This window comes from Acinetobacter sp. YT-02 (genome assembly GCF_002412355.1).
GTDB classification, from domain to species: Bacteria; Pseudomonadota; Gammaproteobacteria; order Pseudomonadales; family Moraxellaceae; genus Acinetobacter; species Acinetobacter towneri.
Map to the genome: position 1 here is coordinate 134,399 of NZ_NOZT01000003.1, position 19,851 is coordinate 154,249.

A 19,851-nucleotide genomic window follows, 5' to 3' on the forward strand; every position below is an offset into this window, starting at 1 on the left:
ATAAAAATTTGAGCATTGTTGCTATTTTGGCAACCTATACGCATCATCCAATCCTCGATTTATATAGCCCCAAAAAAAAATTTAAAGTACGCTTCGCCACAAACTTATCCCCCATTTTGTATAAATTTAGATTTAAAAAGACAAGCCATGTCGCACGCCCCTAGAGCTTTTGTCATTTTTTTGGCATGATGCAAAACAAGCACATAGTGAATAATGATAAATGACTCAAATGCGTTGGTTAGAACTGCTTTCCACAGTTCGAATTGGTAGTAAAAAACAAAGTACAGAACAGGCGCGCAGCCCTTTTCATAAAGATTATGACCGTATTATTTTTTCGCAAAGTTTTAGACAGTTAAACCGTAAAACCCAAGTCCATCCATTGACTCAACACGATGGTATTCACACTCGCCTAACCCATTCTTTAGAAGTGTCTTGTATTGGACGTTCATTAGGGATGTTGGCTGCAGAAAAAATTAAAGACCACTTGCCTATGTGGATTTCCCCTGCCGATGTCGGTGCGATTATTCAAGCCGCATGCTTGGCACATGATATTGGCAATCCACCTTTCGGACATGCAGGCGAATACGCCATTCGTGAATGGTTTGATGATGCTTCACACGGCAATTTCCTCGCCAAACTTAGTGATGAAGAAGAAGCCGACGTACGTCAATTTGAAGGCAATGCGCAAGGTTTACGTCTACTCACCAAAATTGACTATCATCCAAATGATGGCGGCATGCGTTTAACCTATGCCACTTTAGGCGCTTATTTAAAATATCCGTGGCTCTCCAAAACCATTGCCGAACAAGGCAACCGCCCTGCCAATCAACGTGATAAATTTGGTTGTTACCAAGCTGAAAAAGAAATTCTCAAACAAATTGCAGAACAGCTTGGCCTGATTCAATTGGGCGATTATCACTATTGTCGTCATCCACTGACGTATTTATTGGAAGCGGCGGATGATATTTGCTATGCCTTAATTGATTTGGAAGATGGCATTATTTTAAACATGCTCAGCTATGAAGAAGTTGAACCGATCTTTTTAAACTTGATTGGTGACTACGGTATTCCAGCAGAACTGGCGATGGCACGTACCACATGGCAACAAAAAATTGCCGCTTTGCGTGGTCGGGTCATGAAGCGTTTGGTCGATGAAGTCACTACAGCATTTGCCAAACACCATTTGGAAATTCTGATGGGACAGCTCAAAGGCAGTCTTTTACAATATTGCTCGGCAGATATTGAAATTGGTATTAATTGCGCCAAAGACTTAGCCCGTGAGAAAATTTTCGAGCATCCACAAAAGGCAGGGCTGGAAATTATTGCGCATCAAAGTTTACAAAACATTTTGGATGCGTTTATTCCACTCACCACGCCACATAAAACCCTAAGTTTTAAAGAGCAGCGTTTAATGTCAATCTTGCAACGCTCAGGGGCAGATTTTGCGCATAATCACTATGACAATATTATGCAAGTCTTGGATATTATCTCTAAGTTTTCAGATCACCAAGCCTATAACTTATCGCAAGAATTACAAGGCAATAAGGTCGGCTTGCTGTAATGAATAATTTGCATATCAATACTTGTATATAAATAGTAGTAGGATTTAAGCGCAGATTTTGCCTTTTGTGAAAATGCGCTCTACTATGCGAACAGCAACTTATTTTAAATTAATCAGTGAATCACAAATATGATCGGATGTCTTATTGGCGAAGTATTGGCTTTAGAAGCACCAACCGTGTTACTGAATGTGAATGGTGTGGGCTATGAAATTGACACGCCACTCACCACATTTTGCCAATTACAAAAAGGGCAGAAAATTACCCTATGGACGCATTTAGCCGTGCGTGAAGATGCTCAATTGTTATATGGTTTTTTAGAAGCCCAAGAAAAAACCATTTTCCGAACCTTACTAAAAGTCAATGGTGTCGGCCCAAAAATGGCGCTAGGTATTTTATCAACCTTAAGCGTCGAGTTACTGATTCACACCGTAGAACATGAAGATATTAACACCCTGATTAAAGTGCCAGGTGTGGGCAAAAAAACCGCTGAACGCCTGATGATTGAATTGCGTGATCGCTTTAAAGCCATGTCCAACGAAGTCAGCAGCAGCAATTCCACTGCGACTCAAATCCAGTTTACAGGCAATTCTGCTGTTGCCGAAGCCGAAGCCGCTTTACAGTCTTTAGGTTATAAACCTGCCGAAGCACAAAAACTGATTAATGCAGTCAAGGCCGATTTTACCGAAGCCAGTGATATTATCCGTGCAGCATTAAAGTCGATGAATAAATAAAAGATGCCAACAAACCTAGCGTAAGTTCATCTTTCCAATATTGGATACATGACTGGCGACATGGATGTCGCCCGTTGAGTTGGGGTATAGGGATATACCCTCAACTCAATATAAGATTTTTGTTACTTTTGATCTTTCAAAAGTAAAATCATGCCTTCGCAAAGGCATTTAAACGCAACTCATACTTTGAGGCTGTGCATGCAGCATCAAAATGCCCAGCTCAAGAGATTAGTTAACACGATATGCAAGACCGTCTAATCAGTGGTTCTGAAAAACCCGAAGATCAAATTGATCGCGCCATTCGCCCCACTTCACTCGATGACTATATTGGGCAACCTGTAGTGCGTGAACAAATGGAAATTTTCATTGGTGCAGCCCGTGGACGCGCAGAAGCATTGGACCACACCCTGATTTTTGGACCACCAGGTTTAGGCAAAACCACACTCGCCAATATTATTGCCCGTGAAATGGGCGGCAACCTTAAATCTACTTCAGGGCCTGTCTTGGAACGCGCAGGCGATTTAGCCGCCATGCTGACCAATCTTGAAGAAGGTGATGTGTTATTTATTGATGAAATCCATCGTCTTTCACCTGTGATTGAAGAGATTTTGTATCCAGCGATGGAAGATTATCAACTGGACATCATGATTGGTGAAGGGCCTGCAGCACGCTCCATTAAACTGGACTTGCCACCATTTACCCTTGTCGCCGCTACCACACGTGCAGGCTTACTCACCTCACCGTTACGTGACCGTTTTGGTATTGTGCAGCGTTTGGAATTTTATTCGGTTGAAGATTTGACCCATATTGTCAAACGCTCGGCGAGTTTAATGGATGTGCCAATGACCGATGCAGGAGCTAATGAAGTCGCTCGTCGTTCGCGCGGTACACCACGTATTGCCAACCGATTATTGCGTCGCGTTCGTGACTATGCGCAGGTCAAAGGCACAGGTGAAGTCACGCAAGAGATGGCACAACGTGCGCTAGATATGCTGAATGTCGATAAAGATGGTTTAGATACCTTAGACCGTCGTTATTTATCAATGTTATTAGAGCGTTTTGATGGTGGGCCTACAGGTGTGGAAGCTTTGGCCGCTGCTATGGCTGAAGACTCTGGCACTTTGGAAGATGTAATTGAACCATACCTAATTCAACAAGGTTATGTAATGCGAACCGCTCGCGGGCGTATTGCCACCAATATGGCGTATTTACAATTTGGGATGACACCGCCAGAGCCAAAAGAAAAATAGCTCAAAGGAAAAAATAGCTTGAAGGGAGCTATCTCCCTTTAAGCTATTAAATATTTAGGTCAATTGGGTCTGTAGATAGACCCTAATTTTCAATAATACGCACATCTTCAACAAGCATTAATTCACACGCGCCCGCCCCTGTATCATGACGGCTTAAAGAACTGCGCCACTGCCACCCATCTGCGGCAGTAACTTCAACCAATTTACCTTTCAAATAAATCAAATCATCTTCATCAATCTGTTTTAACTGTGTCGCAATCGCGGGTGTGGCAGGAATTAAATGCGTATTAGCGCTCAAACTTGCAATCTCTTGCACAGGAATCGGTGGTGCTTGTTCATAACGCCAATGATACCAACGGTTGCTTTGACGAATAGACAACTGTTTATACACTTCAGGCTTGGCCATTTCGCCCCATCCCAAAGCAAAATCGACAGGGCTAAGTTCGGCTTCACGTCCAAAATTATAATTTTCACGTGACAATACCCGAAACTCACCTTCATAGGTTTCCAAAGCTTGAATGGTATAGTCTTTAAATTGATGCACTTGCTGCGATGACTGATAGGTTGTGCTATCCGCAATTCCTCCATCTGGCTGGAACAGCGTCATCCACAACAAATACAATATGGCAATTACCACAAAAAATTTAACTAAACGGCTCATGTGCTGCTCATTGGGGTGGATCATCTGCATGTATCAGGCAGGCAGCTAATTTTAACTTAAAAGCATGTTTGAAATCTTGTGCCATTGGACGAAGCGTTGAGAATGATAAACTGCCATGCTATACACAGCTTGACTTATAGCCCCGATTCACGTCAATTTCACAGACACGGCGTAAGCTATAAGTATTGCTTATCAAACAACTTTGCAACATTGAAGCGGAACATCATCATGGCGAATAAATTTGAATTTAAAATTCGTATCTATATGGAAGATACTGATGCAGGCGGCATTGTTTACCACGCCAACCATATTCGCTTTATGGAACGTACCCGTACCGAATGGCTTCGTGCATCGGGTGTTGATCATTATTGGCATCAACAAGATTACAACTTTGTCGTGCATAAAATTAATGTGAAATATTCACGTCCAATCTTAATGGATGACCTAATAACTGTTACAGCAAGTGTAGTTTCGTGTAAAGCGTCATCATTTGTATTGCAACAAAATATTTATCGTGGTGAAATCATGCTTGCATCTGGCGAGGTTGAATTGGCCTGTCTGGGTTCAGATATGAAACCACGTCGTCTACCAGATGAAATTCGTAGCCTTATTCTGAAAGAATTAGGACAAGATTAAAAAATGAATTGGCACATGTAGTAACTATGGCAACACAACTCGAATCATCTCTTCAAGTATCTGATCTTATTTTACAAGCAAGTCCTGTTGTTCAGCTGGTAATGCTCTCGCTGCTTTTAGCATCATTATACAGTTGGTATCTGATTGCCAAGTTACACATGAGCTATAAAAAAGCACAAGCAGATGATCAGCATTTCCAGAAAATCTTCTGGTCTGGTGCAGAACTGAATACGCTTTACAACAACGCACAGCTCAATTCAAAACGTGTCGGTTTGGAAGATATTTTCTATCAAGGCTTAGGGGAGTTTTTAAAACTCAAAAAACGCCAAGCACATGCTTCACAAACGATTGAAGGCACAGAGCGTATTTTACGTGTCGGTTTAAGCCGTGACCAAGCTCAACTTGAACAAGGCTTAGGTGCATTAGCCAGCATTGGTTCAGTTGCGCCATACGTGGGTTTATTTGGGACCGTCTGGGGTATTATGAATGCCTTTATTGGACTGGCAGATGTCGATCAAGTCACATTGGCAACAGTCGCACCTGGGATTGCCGAAGCCCTCATTGCCACAGCCATTGGTTTATTTGCTGCTATTCCTGCAGTACTTGCTTTTAACCATTACACCGCCAAAGGCGAAGCGATTTATTCTGATCGTGCTTTATTTGCCGAAGAAATGGTGGCTTTATTACAACGTCAATCTTTAGGCAATACTCAGGATCACGACTAATGGCCATTCAACGCTCAGGACGCTTCGAGCGCATTAAAAAACCCCTCAAAAGTGACATGAATGTAGTGCCTTATATTGATGTCATGTTGGTGTTATTGGTGATTTTTATGGTCACTGCACCAATGATTACCAGTGGGATTCAAGTCGATTTACCACAAGCCAATGGCAACCCAATTGAATCGAAAGATGCTTATGCTTTGGTAACTTTAAATAAAGATGGGCGATACTTCCTGAAATATAAAGATGTTGGTTCTAACCAACCTATTTCACTTGAAGAACTTACAACGATACTCACTCAAGCTCAGGAACAGGCTAAGACTGAAAACAAAGAGTTTAGAGTAATTATTGAAGGCGACAAATCACGCTCTTATGGTGAAGTTATGTCACTGATGAACACACTTCAAAACACAGGTTTAACCCAAGTTGGATTGCTGACCGAGCCTTTAAAGTAACTTATGAAAGATTTTAAAAAGCCACCTTTTCAACAAAAAGCCATCGCGATTGGGTTCACCGTAGGTATCCACCTTGTCGCAGTGGTTGGCTTGCTTTATTTGGGCATGAGTAAAGTACCTGAGCCACCTAAGCCCATTAAAACAGTACTGATTAAACCCGAAGATTTAAAACCTTTATTAGAAACTGAATCTGCTGAAACGACACATGAAAATGTAGCAGAGCAAATTACTCAAACTGCTGAACCTGCGCTTGAACCTGCACCTGTCATGCCGACACCTGCAGCAGCCCCTACACCGCCCGCGCCTCAAGTTGATACACAAAAAGCTGCACAAGCAGCAGAGGCTCAAGCACGTGCAGAACGACAAGCTACTGAAGCCAAACAAATTGCCGAGCGACAAAAATTAGAAGCAGAACGCTTAAAAGCTCAACAAGCACGCGCTGAAGAACGAGCTCAACGAGAAGCTGACGCCAAAGCAAAAGCCCAAGCCGATGCCAAAGCACGTGCTGAAGCAGATACTGTACGTCGTAAAGAAGCCGAAGCCCTGAAAAAAGCAGAAGCTGCAGAGAGACGTCAACTCGAAGCCAATGCAGCAGTAAAACGCAAAGCTGAAGCAGATGCAAAAGCTAAGGCAGATGCTGAGGCAAAGCGTAAAGCTGATGCCGATGCAAAACGTAAAGCTGCAGCTGATGCTAAAGCCAAAGCTGATGCCGACGCAAAACGTAAGGCTGACGCAGATGCAAAAGCCAAAGCTGATGCCGACGCAAAACGTAAGGCTGACGCAGATGCAAAAGCCAAAGCTGATGCCGATGCAAAACGTAAAGCTGCAGCTGATGCTAAAGCCAAAGCTGATGCCGACGCAAAACGTAAAGCTGACGCAGATGCAAAAGCCAAGGCAGATGCCGATGCAAAACGTAAAGCTGCTGCAGACGCGAAAGCCAAGGCAGATGCTGATGCAAAACGTAAAGCTGACGCAGATGCAAAAGCCAAAGCTGATGCCGAAGCGAAGGCGCGTGCCGACGCTGAAGCCAAAGCTTCAGCTGCCAAAAAAGCTGCAGAAGAAGCCGCTCAGAAAAAGGCCGAAGTAAGACGCATTGCATCCACCGCTAAACGTGATTTTGAAAATAAAATTAGACGAGCATGGGATACCCCAGCAGGTTCTTCAGGTCAACGTGCAACTGCTCGTGTGACTTTAAGTGACAGTGGCGCAGTTCAGTCTGTCGTGGTTAACTCTAGCGACCCTGATATGAAAGCAAGTGTAGAGGCTGCTGTTCGTGCTGCAGCACCTTATCCGATGCCATCAGACCCAGAGGCACGACGTGAAGCACGTAGCTTCACCTCTACCTTTACAGCGCAATAAGTTACAAGTTAGCCGAATAACATCTATTCGGCTAACTCCTTCTCAAAATATTCGTGAGTATAAATAAATTTAAATTTTCACAGTGTTATAACAGTTTTATTATAAATTAATGCTTTCATTCCTACCAAAGCATGCCATTATGTACCACAATTACATCCAAAAAAGTTATGTTGATTTGAGAAAATAGCGAATGATGGAAACAACGCGTAAACACTTACTTTGTCTTGCTACTTTAACTGCGCTTAGTCCAGTTTTAAGCACACAATCTTTTGCACAATTGCATTTAGAAATTGCCAAAGCGCCAGAAGAAGCACCTAAAATTGCAATTGTACCGTTTGGCAATGATCAAAATATTTATCCTATTGTAGAAAACGATTTAAACCGTTCAGGTAAATTCACCAGTTCATCTAAAAACCTTGCTGTAACTGCAAGCATGAACCATCCCAATGCAGCTGCATGGCAAGCTGCAGGTGTACCTTATGTCGTGACAGGAAATGTTAAAGCCACTGCAGAAGGCGGTTATGAAGTTCATTACCAACTTTATGATGTGCAAAAACAGCAATATTTGTTGAATGAATTATTGAGCGTGCCTGCGTCACGCGTGCGTTCTGCTGCACACATGATCAGTGATGCCATTTATGAAGCGCTTACGGGTATTAAAGGTGATTTTAGCGGACGCATTGCTTATGTACTGCGCAACCCTGCAACACCTGAACAACGCTATACCCTGCAAATTGCCGATACTGATGGTGAACAGCCTAAAACCATTTTGACTTCGCGTGATCCTATTTTATCGCCTGCGTGGACACCAGATGCCAAAAAAATTGCCTATGTGTCGTTTGAAACCAAACGCCCTGCTATTTATGTGCAAGATTTGGCGACAGGTCAGCGTGAAAAATTAGCCAGTTTCCGTGGTTTAAATGGTGCTCCAAGCTTCTCACCAGATGGTCAAAGTATGTTGTTTACCGCATCCATGCATGGCAATCCAGAAATTTATCAAATGAATTTAAGCACCCGTGAACTGCGACGCATGACCAATGACAGTGCGATTGATACCGAAGCACGTTATGCACCAGATGGTAAATCATTTATTTACACTTCAGATCGTGGTGGTTCCGCACAAATTTATCGTTATGACTTTGCCACAGGTAGCAGCAAACGCCTAACCTTCCGTGGCGCATTTAACGCACGTGGTACGCTCAGTGTCGATGGTCGTAAACTGGCATTGGTGCATCGTCCAAGTGGCAGTAACTACAAAGTCGCAATTCAAGACATCAACACCAATATCACCAACATTTTAACCCCAACCAGTTTAGATGAGTCCCCGAGCTTCTCACCAAATGGGCAAATGGTAGTGTACGCGACACGCGAAGGCGCACGTGGCTTATTGTCGATTATGTCTTTAGATGGTCGCTTCCGCATGAACTTACCAAGTGAGCAAGGCGAAGTGCGTGAACCTGCGTGGGCACCAAAATAATGAGTACCCGCAAAGTAAATACGTTTTCAGTTCTGTTTTAAAACCAAAAATCAAGCTTCATGGAGATGAGGATGAACGCAGTGAAATTATTGGTACTCCCTGTTTTGGCATCGGCTTTAGTGATGACAGGTTGTGCAAACCGCAAACCAACGACTGACTTACAAGCAGGTCAAATGCCAAGTGGTGCAACTACAGTCAACACTCAAGGTTTGAGTGAAGATGCAGCTTTAAATGCACAAAACCTTGCAGGTGCATCTGCCAAAGGTGTAACCGAAGCCAACAAAGCTTTCTTGGCAAAGCGCGTGGTGCATTTTGACTACGACAGCAGCGAATTATCTAATGATGATTACCAGACCCTACAAGCACATGCACAGTTTCTAATGGCGAATGCCAACTCTAAAGTAGCGCTTACAGGTCATACCGATGAACGCGGTACACGCGAATACAACATGGCTTTAGGCGAGCGTCGTGCCAAAGCGGTTGAGAGCTTCTTAATCACCAGCGGCGTTAACGCAGGTCAGCTTGAAGCAGTGAGCTATGGTAAAGAAATGCCAGTCAACCCTGGACATGATGAAAATGCATGGAAAGAAAACCGTCGCGTAGAAATTAACTACGAAGCTGTTCCACCATTATTGAAATAATAATTTGCTGTTTGGGAAAAACTCGTTTAGAACGTGTTTCCCCAATACGAAAAAAGCGCTCTTTATTACAAGGGCGCTTTTTTATGACATAAAAAACTGGGCAAACGAATATTTTAAAAACTAACAGATAAGTGCAGAAATACAGCTTTGCTTCAGTTATTCCGACTCGGCATCAGCTTTTGCAGTTTGCATAGATTCAATCAAATCATGCTTGTTAAACTTTTTATATTCAGGTTTAGACTCGTAATCTTTCCAAGCGGCTTTCATCTTGTCCTCAGAAATATCGTCTAAACTAATCCCTTCGCTTGGCGTTGGAGTCGCATCAAACTTTAACGTTGTCATATCTGTGCTCCTATCTCAAATTAAATCCTTCACATCAACATAGCACTTTCTGCAGGACTTGCAAGGGTAAAATCACAGCAAATAGTCGAGTTTAATTTTTCTTTTAACGCGTTCTCATCTAAACTATTGCAGCATATTGTTATCCTCATTTTTGCAGTCATTCGGAGTTTTCCAGTCATGTCATACCGCACCCTTTCCCAATTTCTACAACAACAAACTGGAAATTTAACACCCGAACTTGCTCAAGTGATTGAAACTATAGCCAATACTTGCAAAACAATTGACCAAACATTACAAAAAGGTGCATTGGCGGGCGTATTAGGCAGTGCACAAAATGAAAACGTACAAGGCGAAGAACAAAAGAAATTAGATGTTATTTCAAATGATTATTTAATTGATGCGTTACAAAAACATCCTAATGTGGGTGGTTTGGCGTCGGAAGAATTAGACGAATTCACTCCTGCTCAGGAAAATGGTCAATATTTAGTGTTATTTGACCCACTGGATGGTTCAAGCAACATCGACATCAATATGTGTGTGGGTACCATTTTCTCAATTTTACCTGCAAAACATGCCGTGACCCAAGCTGCAGACTTTATGCAAGCAGGTACACAACAAGTTGCTGCAGGTTATGTCCTGTATGGCCCATCTACCATGATGGCGCTCACTGTTGGTGCAGGCGTGGTATTCTTTACCTTTGACCCAGAAAGCCAAGAGTTCTTGGTGACTGCAGACAACATTCAAGTTGCTGCCGATACAAAAGAATACGCGATCAATGCTTCAAACCAACGCCATTGGGAAGCACCTGTAAAACGCTATATTGATGAACTTTTGGCTGGTAAAACTGGGCCACGCGAAAAAGACTTTAACATGCGTTGGGTTGCATGTATGGTGGGCGATATTCACCGTATCCTTTGCCGTAGCGGGGTTTTCATGTATCCATACGACTTAAAAGACCCGAAAAAAGCAGGTCGTTTACGTTTAATGTATGAAGCCAATCCAATGAGTATGCTCATGGAACAAGCAGGCGGTGCGGCAACCACAGGTCGTGTGCGTATTTTAGACATCCAACCCACAGACCTACATCAACGTGTGCCTGTCATCATTGGCTCAAAAAATGAAGTCGATTTGGTCAGCAGCTACCATCAATAATTTTTAACAACAGCAGTCGGCCATTCGCTGACTGCTGTGGATTTTATCGCATGCCTACGATTTTTTTAGAATCAAAAGATAACCCGAAAATTAAACACTTACGTGGTTTAATTGAACAAAATAACTATCGCAAAAAACAGGGACAAACGGTACTTGAAGGTACACATTTGTGTCTGGCGTGGTTACATGAAAATAAAAAAATCAATTCGATTTTTACCACCGAACATGCACTAAGCCATCCTGACTATGAGCGTATTTTGGCTAAATACACAGGCGTGGTCTTTGTCATTGGCGAATCTTTATATAAAGATTTAAGCACTTTAGGCACTTCCCTTGCCTGTTTAGCCATTGTCGACGTGCCAAGTTCAAGCCAAGCTTTAGACTTTAAAGCAGACACACTGATTTTAGAAAATGTGCAAGATCCGGGTAATGTCGGCACCTTATTGCGCTCTGCAGCAGCAGCAGGTATTGAACAAATTATTTGTACCAAAGGTTCTGCCTCACTTTGGTCGCCACGGGTGTTACGTGCAGGCATGGGCGCACACTTTAGCTTGCATACCTTTGAAAATATTGAACTCGAAGATGTCTTAGCACAATTTCAGATTCCTGTATATGTGACCAGTTCACACCATGCAGAAAGTCTCTATTCCAAAAATCTGCGTAAGGCTTGCGTCTGGATTCTAGGCAATGAAGGTCAAGGTGTGTCCGATTATGCCTTACAGCATGCAGAAGCGGTAAGTATTCCACAACCAGGTGGACAGGAATCTTTGAATGTGGCAATTGCAGGCTCAATCTGTTTCTTTGAAATGGTACGCCAACGTCTGTAAATGGTTAATTTATTTTAAAAAGACTAGCCCTGCAAAAAAAATAGATTAGACTGAAAATAATAACTTGCAATGTCAACCAAACCATTGTTTTTAGCGTTATAAAAATATGATGTTAAAAATAATGGTGGGTATCCAATGACAGGATTTTCCATCTCTATGGATTTAAACCCGAAGTCGTCACACTCGGAAAATTTGAGTGCTCTTAAGAGTACGGCTGAGCAACGTCTGAAGAATTTCATGCAAGACGTAACGGGGCGTGCCTTAGTGATGATGGAAAGTGCAACGCAAGGACAGCACGGCATTGCTATGGATTTGGTGCAAGAAGCCTTTATTTCCTTGCATAAATCTTATGCTGACAAAGCCACAGAGGAATGGTATCCCCTGTTTTACACCATTTTAAATAACAAATTACAAGATTGGCGTCGTAAAGAAGCTCGCCGCGCTCAACCGTTTTCATGGTTCAAAAAAATCAGTTTAGATGATGACGATGTTGAACAACTTGATATTGTCGATGAGCAAGCACTCAATCCTGCAGAGTTTTTAGATCAAGCTGTGACTGTAGAAGAAATTCAGGCAGCAATTGCGGGGCTTCCTGTGCGGCAACAACAAGCTTTTATGTTACGTGCTTGGGAAGGTTTTGATACGCAAACCACCGCACAAATTATGAACTGCACTGAAGGCAGTGTAAAAACGCATTATCACCGTGCTATTCAAGCTTTACGCAACAGTTTGGCACATATGAATCCGTATCTGGGAGGATCATCAGAATGAAACAAGATGATTTCTTAAAACAAGTGACATCTAAACTTGATGGATTGGCTCGCCACCATCAAGACAAAGCCGCGGTCATGAATCATGTCTTGGACAATATTCAAGACAAGAAAACATCGCGCTATGGGCTTTGGAAAATGTCAGGTTTTGCATTGGCTGCGGCAATTGCAGGTTTTGTGGTCTTGCCAAATTCAATGGAAATGACCACACAGCCGCAGAATCAAGCTGTATCTGTTCCTAAACTTTCTCCACAAATGGTGGAAGATTTAGAAATGTTAATGGTGTTGGGTGAGGACAAAGTTCCACATGGCAGCTAAACGAATTGTGATTGCGTGTTGTGCGCTCAGTTTTTTACAAACCAGTTTTGCAGGGTTTGAGCGTTTTTGGATTTTTTCCAAAGATGCAGATACGCAAATTTCAGAAACCTGGGAAACTCTTTCTGAAGAAGAACAATTGGCCTTAATTAAGCGCTATCAAAACTTAAAAGAAATTCCTGCAGAAAAAAGCGTAGCTTTACAGCAGCGGATGGATTGGTTTACTCAACTGCCTGATAGCGAAAAACAAAAAATGCGTGAAACTTGGCAAAAAATGAGCACGCAAGAACGTCGTGAATTAGGACAACGCTTGCAACAAGCAACACCTGAACAACGACCTTTAATTCGTCAGGAATACATTCTTAAATATCAGCAGCCTGCAATGAGTCACTAATTTTATCTGTTCATGGATAATAGAAAGTACTTGAAGTCACCAATAACAAAAGCCTCATCGTGTAAAACAGATGAGGCTTTTGCAATAAAGAGTCGGTAGATTACGATTTTCTTGGACGTTGACGATAGAACGCCAATCCGATTAAACCAAACATACCCCAGAAACCTAAGCTTCCCCCGCCACCACCACTGGCTTCATAATTGGTATTTTTCGCTGTATTTTCTAAAGTAATGGTCGCTTCAGGCGATAATTCCAGTTCATGATCGAAAATCGTGTATTTCAGCTCATAATCAAATGGGCTAAAGCTATTTCGTACTTGAACCTGAATATTGCCACCATAACAAATTTCACGTGCATAATCCCCAGGACAAGGTGCTTGACGATCTGCCGTAAGTACCACACCTGAAGGTACTTGTGTAAAACGAATTGCCAGTTCTTGTCCTGTACTATCTTTATAGAATGCAGGCTTATTGGTATTTTCTTTCAAAGTGCTGATAGAACCATCGCCTGCATCGCTATCATTCAGCAATGGATTAAAACTCACTTTGAGGTCTGTACCATATTCAAGTCGTACACGATCATCTTTTGCAATTGGGGCAATATTGCTAAATTTACCTTCAAGTAAGCCCGAAGAATGCAAATTACTGTCCAATTTTGAGGTAATGGTGTATTTACAATACGCTGAATCGGTTGCTTCTGTGACTTTATCATTCAGTCGATACATCACAATCCGTTGCAACTGTGCATCCCATTCACATTTGAATAGTGGATCTTGGGTCAATTTATCGGTACTAAATGTGGTACCTGAACCCGAAATTGCACCAATCCCCAATACTTCAGTGCTAATGCTAAAGTTGTCAGAATTAAGCTGTCTTAACTGAACAAATTTCCCATCTGCAGTTGGTTCATCTTGCTTTAATGCCATCGCAAATGGATCAACATAAATGGCACGATATTGCTGCTTAGCTTTGGTATTCGCCAACAAATCCTGCATCGTTTTCAAATCAGTACGCGATTGAGAAACGACCGAAGATGCAGCATCTTTACTTTGATCTATCGCAGACTGAATACGGTCAATTTGTTGCTGATAATTGGCAAATAAACTTTCATAAGAGACATTACGCAAGCTTTGAATATCGGCTGCATTTAAGCGCATCACTTCTACAGAGCCAATTTCACAGGTATTTTTTGCATCAGGATTTAAAGTTAAAGTTGCATTACTCACCCGCGCTAAACCACGTTGTTCATAATCACTACACCCCATGCTGTTTACATCAATCAAATCTTTCGCAGGGTCTGAACCAAGTTTTGGATAATACAACGGCAGGAATAAATTATAAGCAGATGGTTCTTGCAAGGGCTGCAATACTTGATCAAAGCTAAGCCCTGTCAAATCCAAATTTTTAGCACCATCATAAGAACTATTTGCTGTTTCAGGCAAATCACACTCGCCTTGCTCTGTCGCTGATCCCATTGCGAATAAGGCATTGCGAATTGTGTTGATGTTGCGCGCCTGCTCTAAGCTCGCAGGGAATGCATAACGACAAGATTTACCTTGGTTAAAGGCCAACATATTAAAAGAGAGGACAATACGTGGATAATTGTCATAAAACAAAGTACTCAATGCTTTATTTTCAACAATGGTATTACTTTGCAAATACACCTGTGACAAAGTGCTAAGCGGATGATTTTCTGCATTACTTAAGTTAAAGATATGACCTTTGCTGGTATCAGCTTGGTTTTGTGCAATCGTACTGGCAGTCAACGCAAGATCTGGTTGGCCGCAAAGATCAAAAGTACTAAGACTATTTGCAGCACCATTTTTCACAATACTGCTGCGGTCAATTTTCACCATAGAGCGTGTATTGACCAAGTTGGCACTACAATCCATTGCCAACACACTACCTACTTTGGCTTGGTTCGCATGGATATAAGCATTTTCTAAATTGACTTGACGCTCCGCTTGATGAGCAACAACGTAAATTGCACCACCTTGTTCTGCATGCGAATTTTGAATTTCGACATTGTTCGCAGCTAATGGGCCTGCCACAAATAATGCACCACCCTTGCCTGCATCTGCAGGGTTTGCATTAGCACCACCATGGGCATTCCCATTTTTTAGAATGACATCGTATAGCGCCACGCTGGCTTGGGTATCTGAAGTATTGATAATGCGGCTATTGCCATGTGCATTAATAGTGGTTTTTAACGGTGCAATTGAAGGATAACGATGTGTAATTGGATCTACTTGGTTATAGTCGACCGCTGTCGCCCCATAAATACGCACCATAGATTGCGGGCGTAATTCTGAGTTTAAGATATATTCCCCAGCCTGCAACTGAATCATATCGGTTGCACCACGGTTGGTATTGCCTGCGCTACATCCACCGAACGCAATATTCTGCTTGGCCGCAACTAACGCTTCACGTAATGAACATTTGCTTAAGTCTTCACCATTTTGATCTTCAAAGGTCGTGACCTGAATCACACGATTATCTGCTGCCATAAGCGACATAGCAGACAGCACCATTATCCCTAATAGTGTTTTTTTATTATTTTTCATATTCATCCTTTATGCTTTTCTACGGCGTAAACCCAACAAACCCAATAAAGTCATTAATCCGTAAGCGCCCCATGCACCACCAGAAACTTTTATTTTATCGCTTTCCATACGATTTTCATGTTCTTGAATAACTTGGACTTTCACTTCCATATAAGGTGTTGTGCTGTTAAAGCGTGTGGTGCTGGTAACTAATTTAATTTTAAAGACATCTGCACCATGCCAAGCAGAATCTGGGGTATATACCAAATTCCCCAACTCATCTACGGTCAATTTTCCTTTAGAACGTGTATCGAGTTGCTCAATTTGCACACAACCTGCTTGCCATGCTTGGCCTGTCGGATTGTTTGGATAGACTTGATCACAAAATTCTTTAGGCACCAAATCACTATCACCCAACAAATCACTCACCGACATTTTAGCAATTTGACCCGCCAAAATATCTTGACCTATAAGCCCCATAGTTTCAGGAACCATCACCTCTATTGCACCACGGTCACATAAGGTAATATCTGACTGACGGTTTTTACCGCGCTGATCTGAAGCAGCACAACCGACTACCGTATTATCTCCCAGTTGTAATTGCCCCTGATTCAACACCACAGAATCTTTCAGGCTGTTATAACTGAGCAATACGCGTGGGCGCATAAAGCCCAAGAATGAGTTTTCAGGAACTTGATATGGACAAAAGAGTGCCGTTTTATCTTGACTGAGGGTTTGGCATGCACCTTCAAGCAGATTACCTGCAAGCACCGAATTTGCAGTCCATAGCGTATTTGGATAGTTGCTATCGCCTGCTCCACAGCCTGCGCCGACTAAATTATTTTGCAATCTTGTTGCATCTGAACCTGCTTGCACACAGTTTGCTGCAGTATTGACACTGACAGGATGTGGATTACCCAAAATCACACTATTGGCAATATAGGCTTTACCCAAAGGTGCGTTGAGATACACACCACGGCTGTTACCAATCAAGCTAATGCTATTGACACCAATATCATCCAGCACATTCATGACATAGCCTTCATTTGCAGTAAAAGTACTGCTCACGATCATATTCCCCATACTAGGAAAGGCTTTGATTTCTTCATCTGCCAAACTTGCTGCAGAATAGAGATTGGCTGAAGCAACTGATATGGTTTTGTTGCCTTTAAATACTGAAGTTGTAATCACAAAGCGTGGGAATTGCGTATAAATGACGCCACCTTCCTGCGCTTGGTTAGCTTCAAGCAAGCTATTTTTGATCTCAATAAAACCTGCAGGGATCTTCTCGTCAGTCATTTGTGCGAGGTTATAAATTGCCCCACCTTGATTGGCTACACCCTGACTCAGTTTCACATAGTCTAAAATTAAATGTTCATTATTATAAATCAGACCACCTTGTTGCTGACGACAGCGTTCCTCACCGCAGCCCTGTAAAGTTAATTCTTTTAAAGAAACTTTTAAGAAACGATCCTTGCTATCTTCAATGTGGAAAATTCGCTCATTGCCGCGCATCTGAATCGTGGCATTATTCAAACCTGGGGCAGTTTTATCATTCAGACTACTGTCATAGGTGGTTTTAATTTCAAGGTTTTCTGTAATTTTAAGTTGAGTATCAATTTGATAGACGGCTTTCTTTTCTAATAAAATCACACTTGAGGCATTTTTGCCGCCACAGCCCAAATAGCCTTCTTCAGGCATGCCTAAATTAATATACTCAATGGCTTCACGCAAAGAACATTGTTGATCATCTGCTTTGGTGTCAGCAGTGGTGGTGACAATGATATTACTACTATATGCATGACCTGCGATAAACAGCATACCAATGCCGATGCTCTGCTTGAGCATAAGCGTACTCCTTGTAATTTTCTTTGTTTTTTTTCTTCTTTAGTTGCAAATTCCCTGCAACTTCGAATTATTTTCCGAATAATTTGGCATAGCTTGCGCAAATTCTCAAGTAATTTTAATTTTTACCGATATTCGTCAATTAAAGCATAAATCTGACGCAGGTTTGCGCCACTTAATTTCGTTTTCTCTCCTTTAAGTAATTGCACCAACTGTTCAAGGCTTTGCAGCAAAATCGAGGTCTGCTGTGGGCCATGTAACAATAAGTAATCAATAATTTGTGGGTCGATGATAATCCCGCGACGCTCTAACACGGAACTCACTAAAGCTTGTCGGTCTGCATACAAACTGCCTGAAGGCACTTTAACACTCACTGCCTGCGTCAAACGTGATTGCAAATCGGGCAATTCAAGCTTTAATTCAATCGGTGCAAAACGTGATGAAAACACCAACTGACCACCAACCTCATTGCTGTAATTGATTAAGTGAAACACCGCACGTTGCCAATGTGGTACACCACTAATCGCTTCAATATCGTCTAAAGCAACCAAATCATAACGGTCTAAAGAGGTAATTGCTTCTGTTGGGGCATCCAATAATTCAAGTAAGGATACTTTAATAGCTGATTTGCCAATTTCTAAATAGGAATCGCAAATTGCAGACAATAAATGACTTTTGCCTGTGCCCGCACCACCATAGACATAAAAGCGATTGACCAATCCTGCATGAAGCTGTCGAACTGCATCAATCACATGCCCCCAACCCGGACCAGAAAAATCACTGATCCGTGCATCTAATTGAGGCTCGATATCTAACTGCAGTTGACGCATAGAATTGTAATCACCTAGGAGTTTTGCTGATCTGAGGGCTTTATCTTACTTGATTTTTCAGTCTGTTGCAGTGAATTTGCTGACTGAGGATCAAGCTCAATATCAATATGAACTTGTGCTGTATCAATGCTAATGTCACCCGATGCACCATCTTCAGACACCACCACAGGCTGCCCATACAAATAACTTTTTTCGTAAAAATCACGTAAATGACGCAGTAAAACCACAATCACCGCTGCTACAGGTAAAGCAATCAACATCCCCATGAATCCAGCCAGTTGTGCACCTGCTAAAACAGCAAACACCACCGCGACTGGCGAAAGTCCGATTTTATCACCCAATAAAAACGGTTGTAGAATATAGCCTTCCACCGCCTGTCCAATCATAAAGACCACAAGGACTAAAACCAATTGCATCCAGTCAATGCCAAATTGTAGGAAAGTGGCAATAATGGCTGCAACAATCCCTACAGCGAAACCTAAATACGGAATAATACTAGCAAGTCCCGCAACCATCCCAATAATCAAGCCGACTTCTAAACCAATCAGTTGCAATCCAGTCGCATAAACGACGCCCAACAAGATCATCACCAAAAACTGACCTTTAACGAAAGCACCTAGAACACTGTGACATTCTTGTACCACAGCCAAAGTGCTTTGCTCATAAGGACGCGGAATTAAGCGACGCAGGCTGTCGAGCATACGCTGCCAGTCGAGTAGGAAATAGAAAGCAATAATTGGAATCAGCACCACGGTGCCGCCAATTTGAATAAAATTCAGACCAGACTGTGCGACACGCAATAACATGGCTTGAATACTATCGGCGCTATAATTGGTTTGCACATAATCCATGACGATGCTGCTCATGTGCGAGGTATCAATTTCCATTTCTTCAATATTGAAAGTGGATGATACCCACGGCAAGAAGGTCGAATTGATCCAGTTAATACCTACAGGAATACTGTCACGCGCAATAATCAACTGTTTCCAAACCAATGGAATGATGTACCAAACAGCAAGCGTCAGCGCGATACCAATTCCAATAAATACAATACTGATTGACAACCAGCGCGGCAAACCGACTTTGCATAAATTTTCCACCAATGGGCTAAATAAATAGGCCATGAAAAATGCGACCACAAAAGGAATGACAACCGGTTTTAATAAGTACAGCACCCAAAGGAGCAGAACTATCCCAGACAGGATAAAAATGCGACGCAAGGTACGATCGACCATAGAAATTCGCCTTTTTTCAGTTTATTCGTTATAGAAGCTAAAATATTTGAATAAAGATAGCATTTTGGCGCATAAATAACATAAGAGTTTCGTATATTCAGGTAT

The 19,851-nt window shown here is 42.1% G+C and carries 20 protein-coding genes; 14 read left to right on the top strand and 6 right to left on the bottom strand.

Features of this window, described 5'->3' with window-relative positions; translation table 11 throughout:
- Positions 1–220: 220 nt before the first annotated feature.
- From CF596_RS02535 to ruvB, 3 genes are all read left to right on the top strand, one after another.
- Positions 221–1,561, top strand: coding sequence for a deoxyguanosinetriphosphate triphosphohydrolase (locus tag CF596_RS02535; protein WP_096901119.1), 1,341 nt, complete (start codon positions 221–223; stop codon positions 1,559–1,561).
- Between the two features lie 129 nt (positions 1,562–1,690).
- Complete coding sequence (gene ruvA / locus CF596_RS02540) at positions 1,691–2,293, top strand: Holliday junction branch migration protein RuvA (RefSeq protein ID WP_096901120.1); 603 nt, start codon at positions 1,691–1,693, stop codon at positions 2,291–2,293.
- 242 nt (positions 2,294–2,535) lie between these two features.
- Positions 2,536–3,543 carry a Holliday junction branch migration DNA helicase RuvB gene (gene ruvB / locus CF596_RS02545; RefSeq protein ID WP_096901121.1) on the top strand — a complete coding sequence of 336 codons (1,008 nt, stop codon included), beginning with the start codon at positions 2,536–2,538 and terminating at the stop codon, positions 3,541–3,543.
- 82 nt (positions 3,544–3,625) lie between these two features.
- Here the strand turns inward: ruvB and CF596_RS02550 are convergent, their stop codons facing one another.
- Complete coding sequence (locus CF596_RS02550; protein ID WP_004971789.1) at positions 3,626–4,204, bottom strand: hypothetical protein; 579 nt, start codon at positions 4,202–4,204, stop codon at positions 3,626–3,628.
- Positions 4,205–4,432: 228 nt separating this feature from the next.
- On the opposite strand from CF596_RS02550, the gene ybgC reads away from it, so the two are divergent.
- The 6 genes from ybgC (at position 4,433) to pal (ending at position 9,494) form a co-directional block, all read left to right on the top strand.
- Positions 4,433–4,840, top strand: a complete 408-nt coding sequence (gene ybgC / locus CF596_RS02555; protein WP_004971791.1) for a tol-pal system-associated acyl-CoA thioesterase — start codon at positions 4,433–4,435, stop codon at positions 4,838–4,840.
- 26 nt (positions 4,841–4,866) lie between these two features.
- Positions 4,867–5,565, top strand: coding sequence for a protein TolQ (tolQ, locus tag CF596_RS02560; protein WP_096901122.1), 699 nt, complete (start codon positions 4,867–4,869; stop codon positions 5,563–5,565).
- The gene (gene tolR, locus CF596_RS02565; RefSeq protein WP_096901123.1) at positions 5,565–6,017 is read left to right on the top strand and encodes a protein TolR; all 453 of its coding nucleotides are present in this window, start codon (positions 5,565–5,567) and stop codon (positions 6,015–6,017) included. Before tolQ ends, tolR begins: the two co-directional genes overlap by 1 nt.
- A 3-nt stretch (positions 6,018–6,020) precedes the next feature.
- Positions 6,021–7,376 (top strand): cell envelope integrity protein TolA, encoded by a 1,356-nt coding sequence (tolA, locus tag CF596_RS02570; protein WP_096901124.1) that lies wholly within the window; start codon positions 6,021–6,023, stop codon positions 7,374–7,376.
- 193 nt (positions 7,377–7,569) lie between these two features.
- The gene (gene tolB / locus CF596_RS02575; protein WP_171324806.1) at positions 7,570–8,853 is read left to right on the top strand and encodes a Tol-Pal system beta propeller repeat protein TolB; all 1,284 of its coding nucleotides are present in this window, start codon (positions 7,570–7,572) and stop codon (positions 8,851–8,853) included.
- A 71-nt stretch (positions 8,854–8,924) separates the two neighbouring features.
- Positions 8,925–9,494 (top strand): peptidoglycan-associated lipoprotein Pal, encoded by a 570-nt coding sequence (gene pal, locus CF596_RS02580; protein ID WP_096901126.1) that lies wholly within the window; start codon positions 8,925–8,927, stop codon positions 9,492–9,494.
- 156 nt (positions 9,495–9,650) lie between these two features.
- Here pal and CF596_RS02585 read toward each other — a convergent pair whose 3' ends face one another.
- Positions 9,651–9,836: an NF038105 family protein gene (locus CF596_RS02585; RefSeq protein WP_004971800.1), complete on the bottom strand. Its 186-nt coding sequence runs from the start codon at positions 9,834–9,836 to the stop codon at positions 9,651–9,653.
- A gap of 177 nt (positions 9,837–10,013) precedes the next feature.
- Here CF596_RS02585 and CF596_RS02590 point away from each other — a divergent pair, with 177 nt between their 5' ends.
- The 5 genes from CF596_RS02590 (at position 10,014) to CF596_RS02610 (ending at position 13,294) form a co-directional block, all read left to right on the top strand.
- Positions 10,014–10,988, top strand: a complete 975-nt coding sequence (locus CF596_RS02590; protein ID WP_096901127.1) for a class 1 fructose-bisphosphatase — start codon at positions 10,014–10,016, stop codon at positions 10,986–10,988.
- Between the two features lie 50 nt (positions 10,989–11,038).
- Positions 11,039–11,815, top strand: a complete 777-nt coding sequence (locus CF596_RS02595; protein WP_004971802.1) for an RNA methyltransferase — start codon at positions 11,039–11,041, stop codon at positions 11,813–11,815.
- Between the two features lie 156 nt (positions 11,816–11,971).
- The gene (locus tag CF596_RS02600) at positions 11,972–12,586 is read left to right on the top strand and encodes an RNA polymerase sigma factor (protein WP_004971803.1); all 615 of its coding nucleotides are present in this window, start codon (positions 11,972–11,974) and stop codon (positions 12,584–12,586) included.
- The gene (locus CF596_RS02605; protein ID WP_004971804.1) at positions 12,583–12,903 is read left to right on the top strand and encodes a hypothetical protein; all 321 of its coding nucleotides are present in this window, start codon (positions 12,583–12,585) and stop codon (positions 12,901–12,903) included. The genes CF596_RS02600 and CF596_RS02605 overlap by 4 nt, the downstream gene beginning before the upstream one ends.
- Positions 12,893–13,294 carry a DUF3106 domain-containing protein gene (locus CF596_RS02610; RefSeq protein WP_004971806.1) on the top strand — a complete coding sequence of 134 codons (402 nt, stop codon included), beginning with the start codon at positions 12,893–12,895 and terminating at the stop codon, positions 13,292–13,294. The genes CF596_RS02605 and CF596_RS02610 overlap by 11 nt, the downstream gene beginning before the upstream one ends.
- A 100-nt stretch (positions 13,295–13,394) precedes the next feature.
- Here the strand turns inward: CF596_RS02610 and CF596_RS02615 are convergent, their stop codons facing one another.
- From CF596_RS02615 to cxpE, 4 genes are all read right to left on the bottom strand, one after another.
- Positions 13,395–15,809, bottom strand: coding sequence for a CSLREA domain-containing protein (locus tag CF596_RS02615; RefSeq protein WP_242439119.1), 2,415 nt, complete (start codon positions 15,807–15,809; stop codon positions 13,395–13,397).
- Between the two features lie 57 nt (positions 15,810–15,866).
- A complete protein-coding gene (gene rbtA, locus CF596_RS02620; RefSeq protein WP_096901129.1) occupies positions 15,867–17,684 on the bottom strand; it encodes a rhombotarget A in 1,818 nt (605 codons plus the stop codon).
- Between the two features lie 122 nt (positions 17,685–17,806).
- Positions 17,807–18,511 (bottom strand): DnaA regulatory inactivator Hda, encoded by a 705-nt coding sequence (gene hda / locus CF596_RS02625; RefSeq protein WP_004971812.1) that lies wholly within the window; start codon positions 18,509–18,511, stop codon positions 17,807–17,809.
- A 14-nt stretch (positions 18,512–18,525) separates the two neighbouring features.
- Positions 18,526–19,746, bottom strand: coding sequence for a chloramphenicol efflux transporter CxpE (cxpE, locus tag CF596_RS02630; protein ID WP_096901130.1), 1,221 nt, complete (start codon positions 19,744–19,746; stop codon positions 18,526–18,528).
- Between the last annotated feature and the right edge of the window lie 105 nt (positions 19,747–19,851).

Bases quoted from the DNA above. Each gene is read 5' to 3' on its own strand.
- CF596_RS02535 (WP_096901119.1), top strand. From the start codon at position 221: ATGACTCAAATGCGTTGGTTAGAACTGCTTTCCACAGTTCGAATTGGT.
- ruvA (WP_096901120.1), top strand. From the start codon at position 1,691: ATGATCGGATGTCTTATTGGCGAAGTATTGGCTTTAGAAGCACCAACC.
- ruvB (WP_096901121.1), top strand. From the start codon at position 2,536: ATGCAAGACCGTCTAATCAGTGGTTCTGAAAAACCCGAAGATCAAATT.
- CF596_RS02550 (WP_004971789.1), bottom strand. From the start codon at position 4,204: ATGAGCCGTTTAGTTAAATTTTTTGTGGTAATTGCCATATTGTATTTG.
- ybgC (WP_004971791.1), top strand. From the start codon at position 4,433: ATGGCGAATAAATTTGAATTTAAAATTCGTATCTATATGGAAGATACT.
- tolQ (WP_096901122.1), top strand. From the start codon at position 4,867: ATGGCAACACAACTCGAATCATCTCTTCAAGTATCTGATCTTATTTTA.
- tolR (WP_096901123.1), top strand. From the start codon at position 5,565: ATGGCCATTCAACGCTCAGGACGCTTCGAGCGCATTAAAAAACCCCTC.
- tolA (WP_096901124.1), top strand. From the start codon at position 6,021: ATGAAAGATTTTAAAAAGCCACCTTTTCAACAAAAAGCCATCGCGATT.
- tolB (WP_171324806.1), top strand. From the start codon at position 7,570: ATGGAAACAACGCGTAAACACTTACTTTGTCTTGCTACTTTAACTGCG.
- pal (WP_096901126.1), top strand. From the start codon at position 8,925: ATGAACGCAGTGAAATTATTGGTACTCCCTGTTTTGGCATCGGCTTTA.
- CF596_RS02585 (WP_004971800.1), bottom strand. From the start codon at position 9,836: ATGACAACGTTAAAGTTTGATGCGACTCCAACGCCAAGCGAAGGGATT.
- CF596_RS02590 (WP_096901127.1), top strand. From the start codon at position 10,014: ATGTCATACCGCACCCTTTCCCAATTTCTACAACAACAAACTGGAAAT.
- CF596_RS02595 (WP_004971802.1), top strand. From the start codon at position 11,039: ATGCCTACGATTTTTTTAGAATCAAAAGATAACCCGAAAATTAAACAC.
- CF596_RS02600 (WP_004971803.1), top strand. From the start codon at position 11,972: ATGGATTTAAACCCGAAGTCGTCACACTCGGAAAATTTGAGTGCTCTT.
- CF596_RS02605 (WP_004971804.1), top strand. From the start codon at position 12,583: ATGAAACAAGATGATTTCTTAAAACAAGTGACATCTAAACTTGATGGA.
- CF596_RS02610 (WP_004971806.1), top strand. From the start codon at position 12,893: ATGGCAGCTAAACGAATTGTGATTGCGTGTTGTGCGCTCAGTTTTTTA.
- CF596_RS02615 (WP_242439119.1), bottom strand. From the start codon at position 15,809: ATGTCGCTTATGGCAGCAGATAATCGTGTGATTCAGGTCACGACCTTT.
- rbtA (WP_096901129.1), bottom strand. From the start codon at position 17,684: ATGCTCAAGCAGAGCATCGGCATTGGTATGCTGTTTATCGCAGGTCAT.
- hda (WP_004971812.1), bottom strand. From the start codon at position 18,511: ATGCGTCAACTGCAGTTAGATATCGAGCCTCAATTAGATGCACGGATC.
- cxpE (WP_096901130.1), bottom strand. From the start codon at position 19,746: ATGGTCGATCGTACCTTGCGTCGCATTTTTATCCTGTCTGGGATAGTT.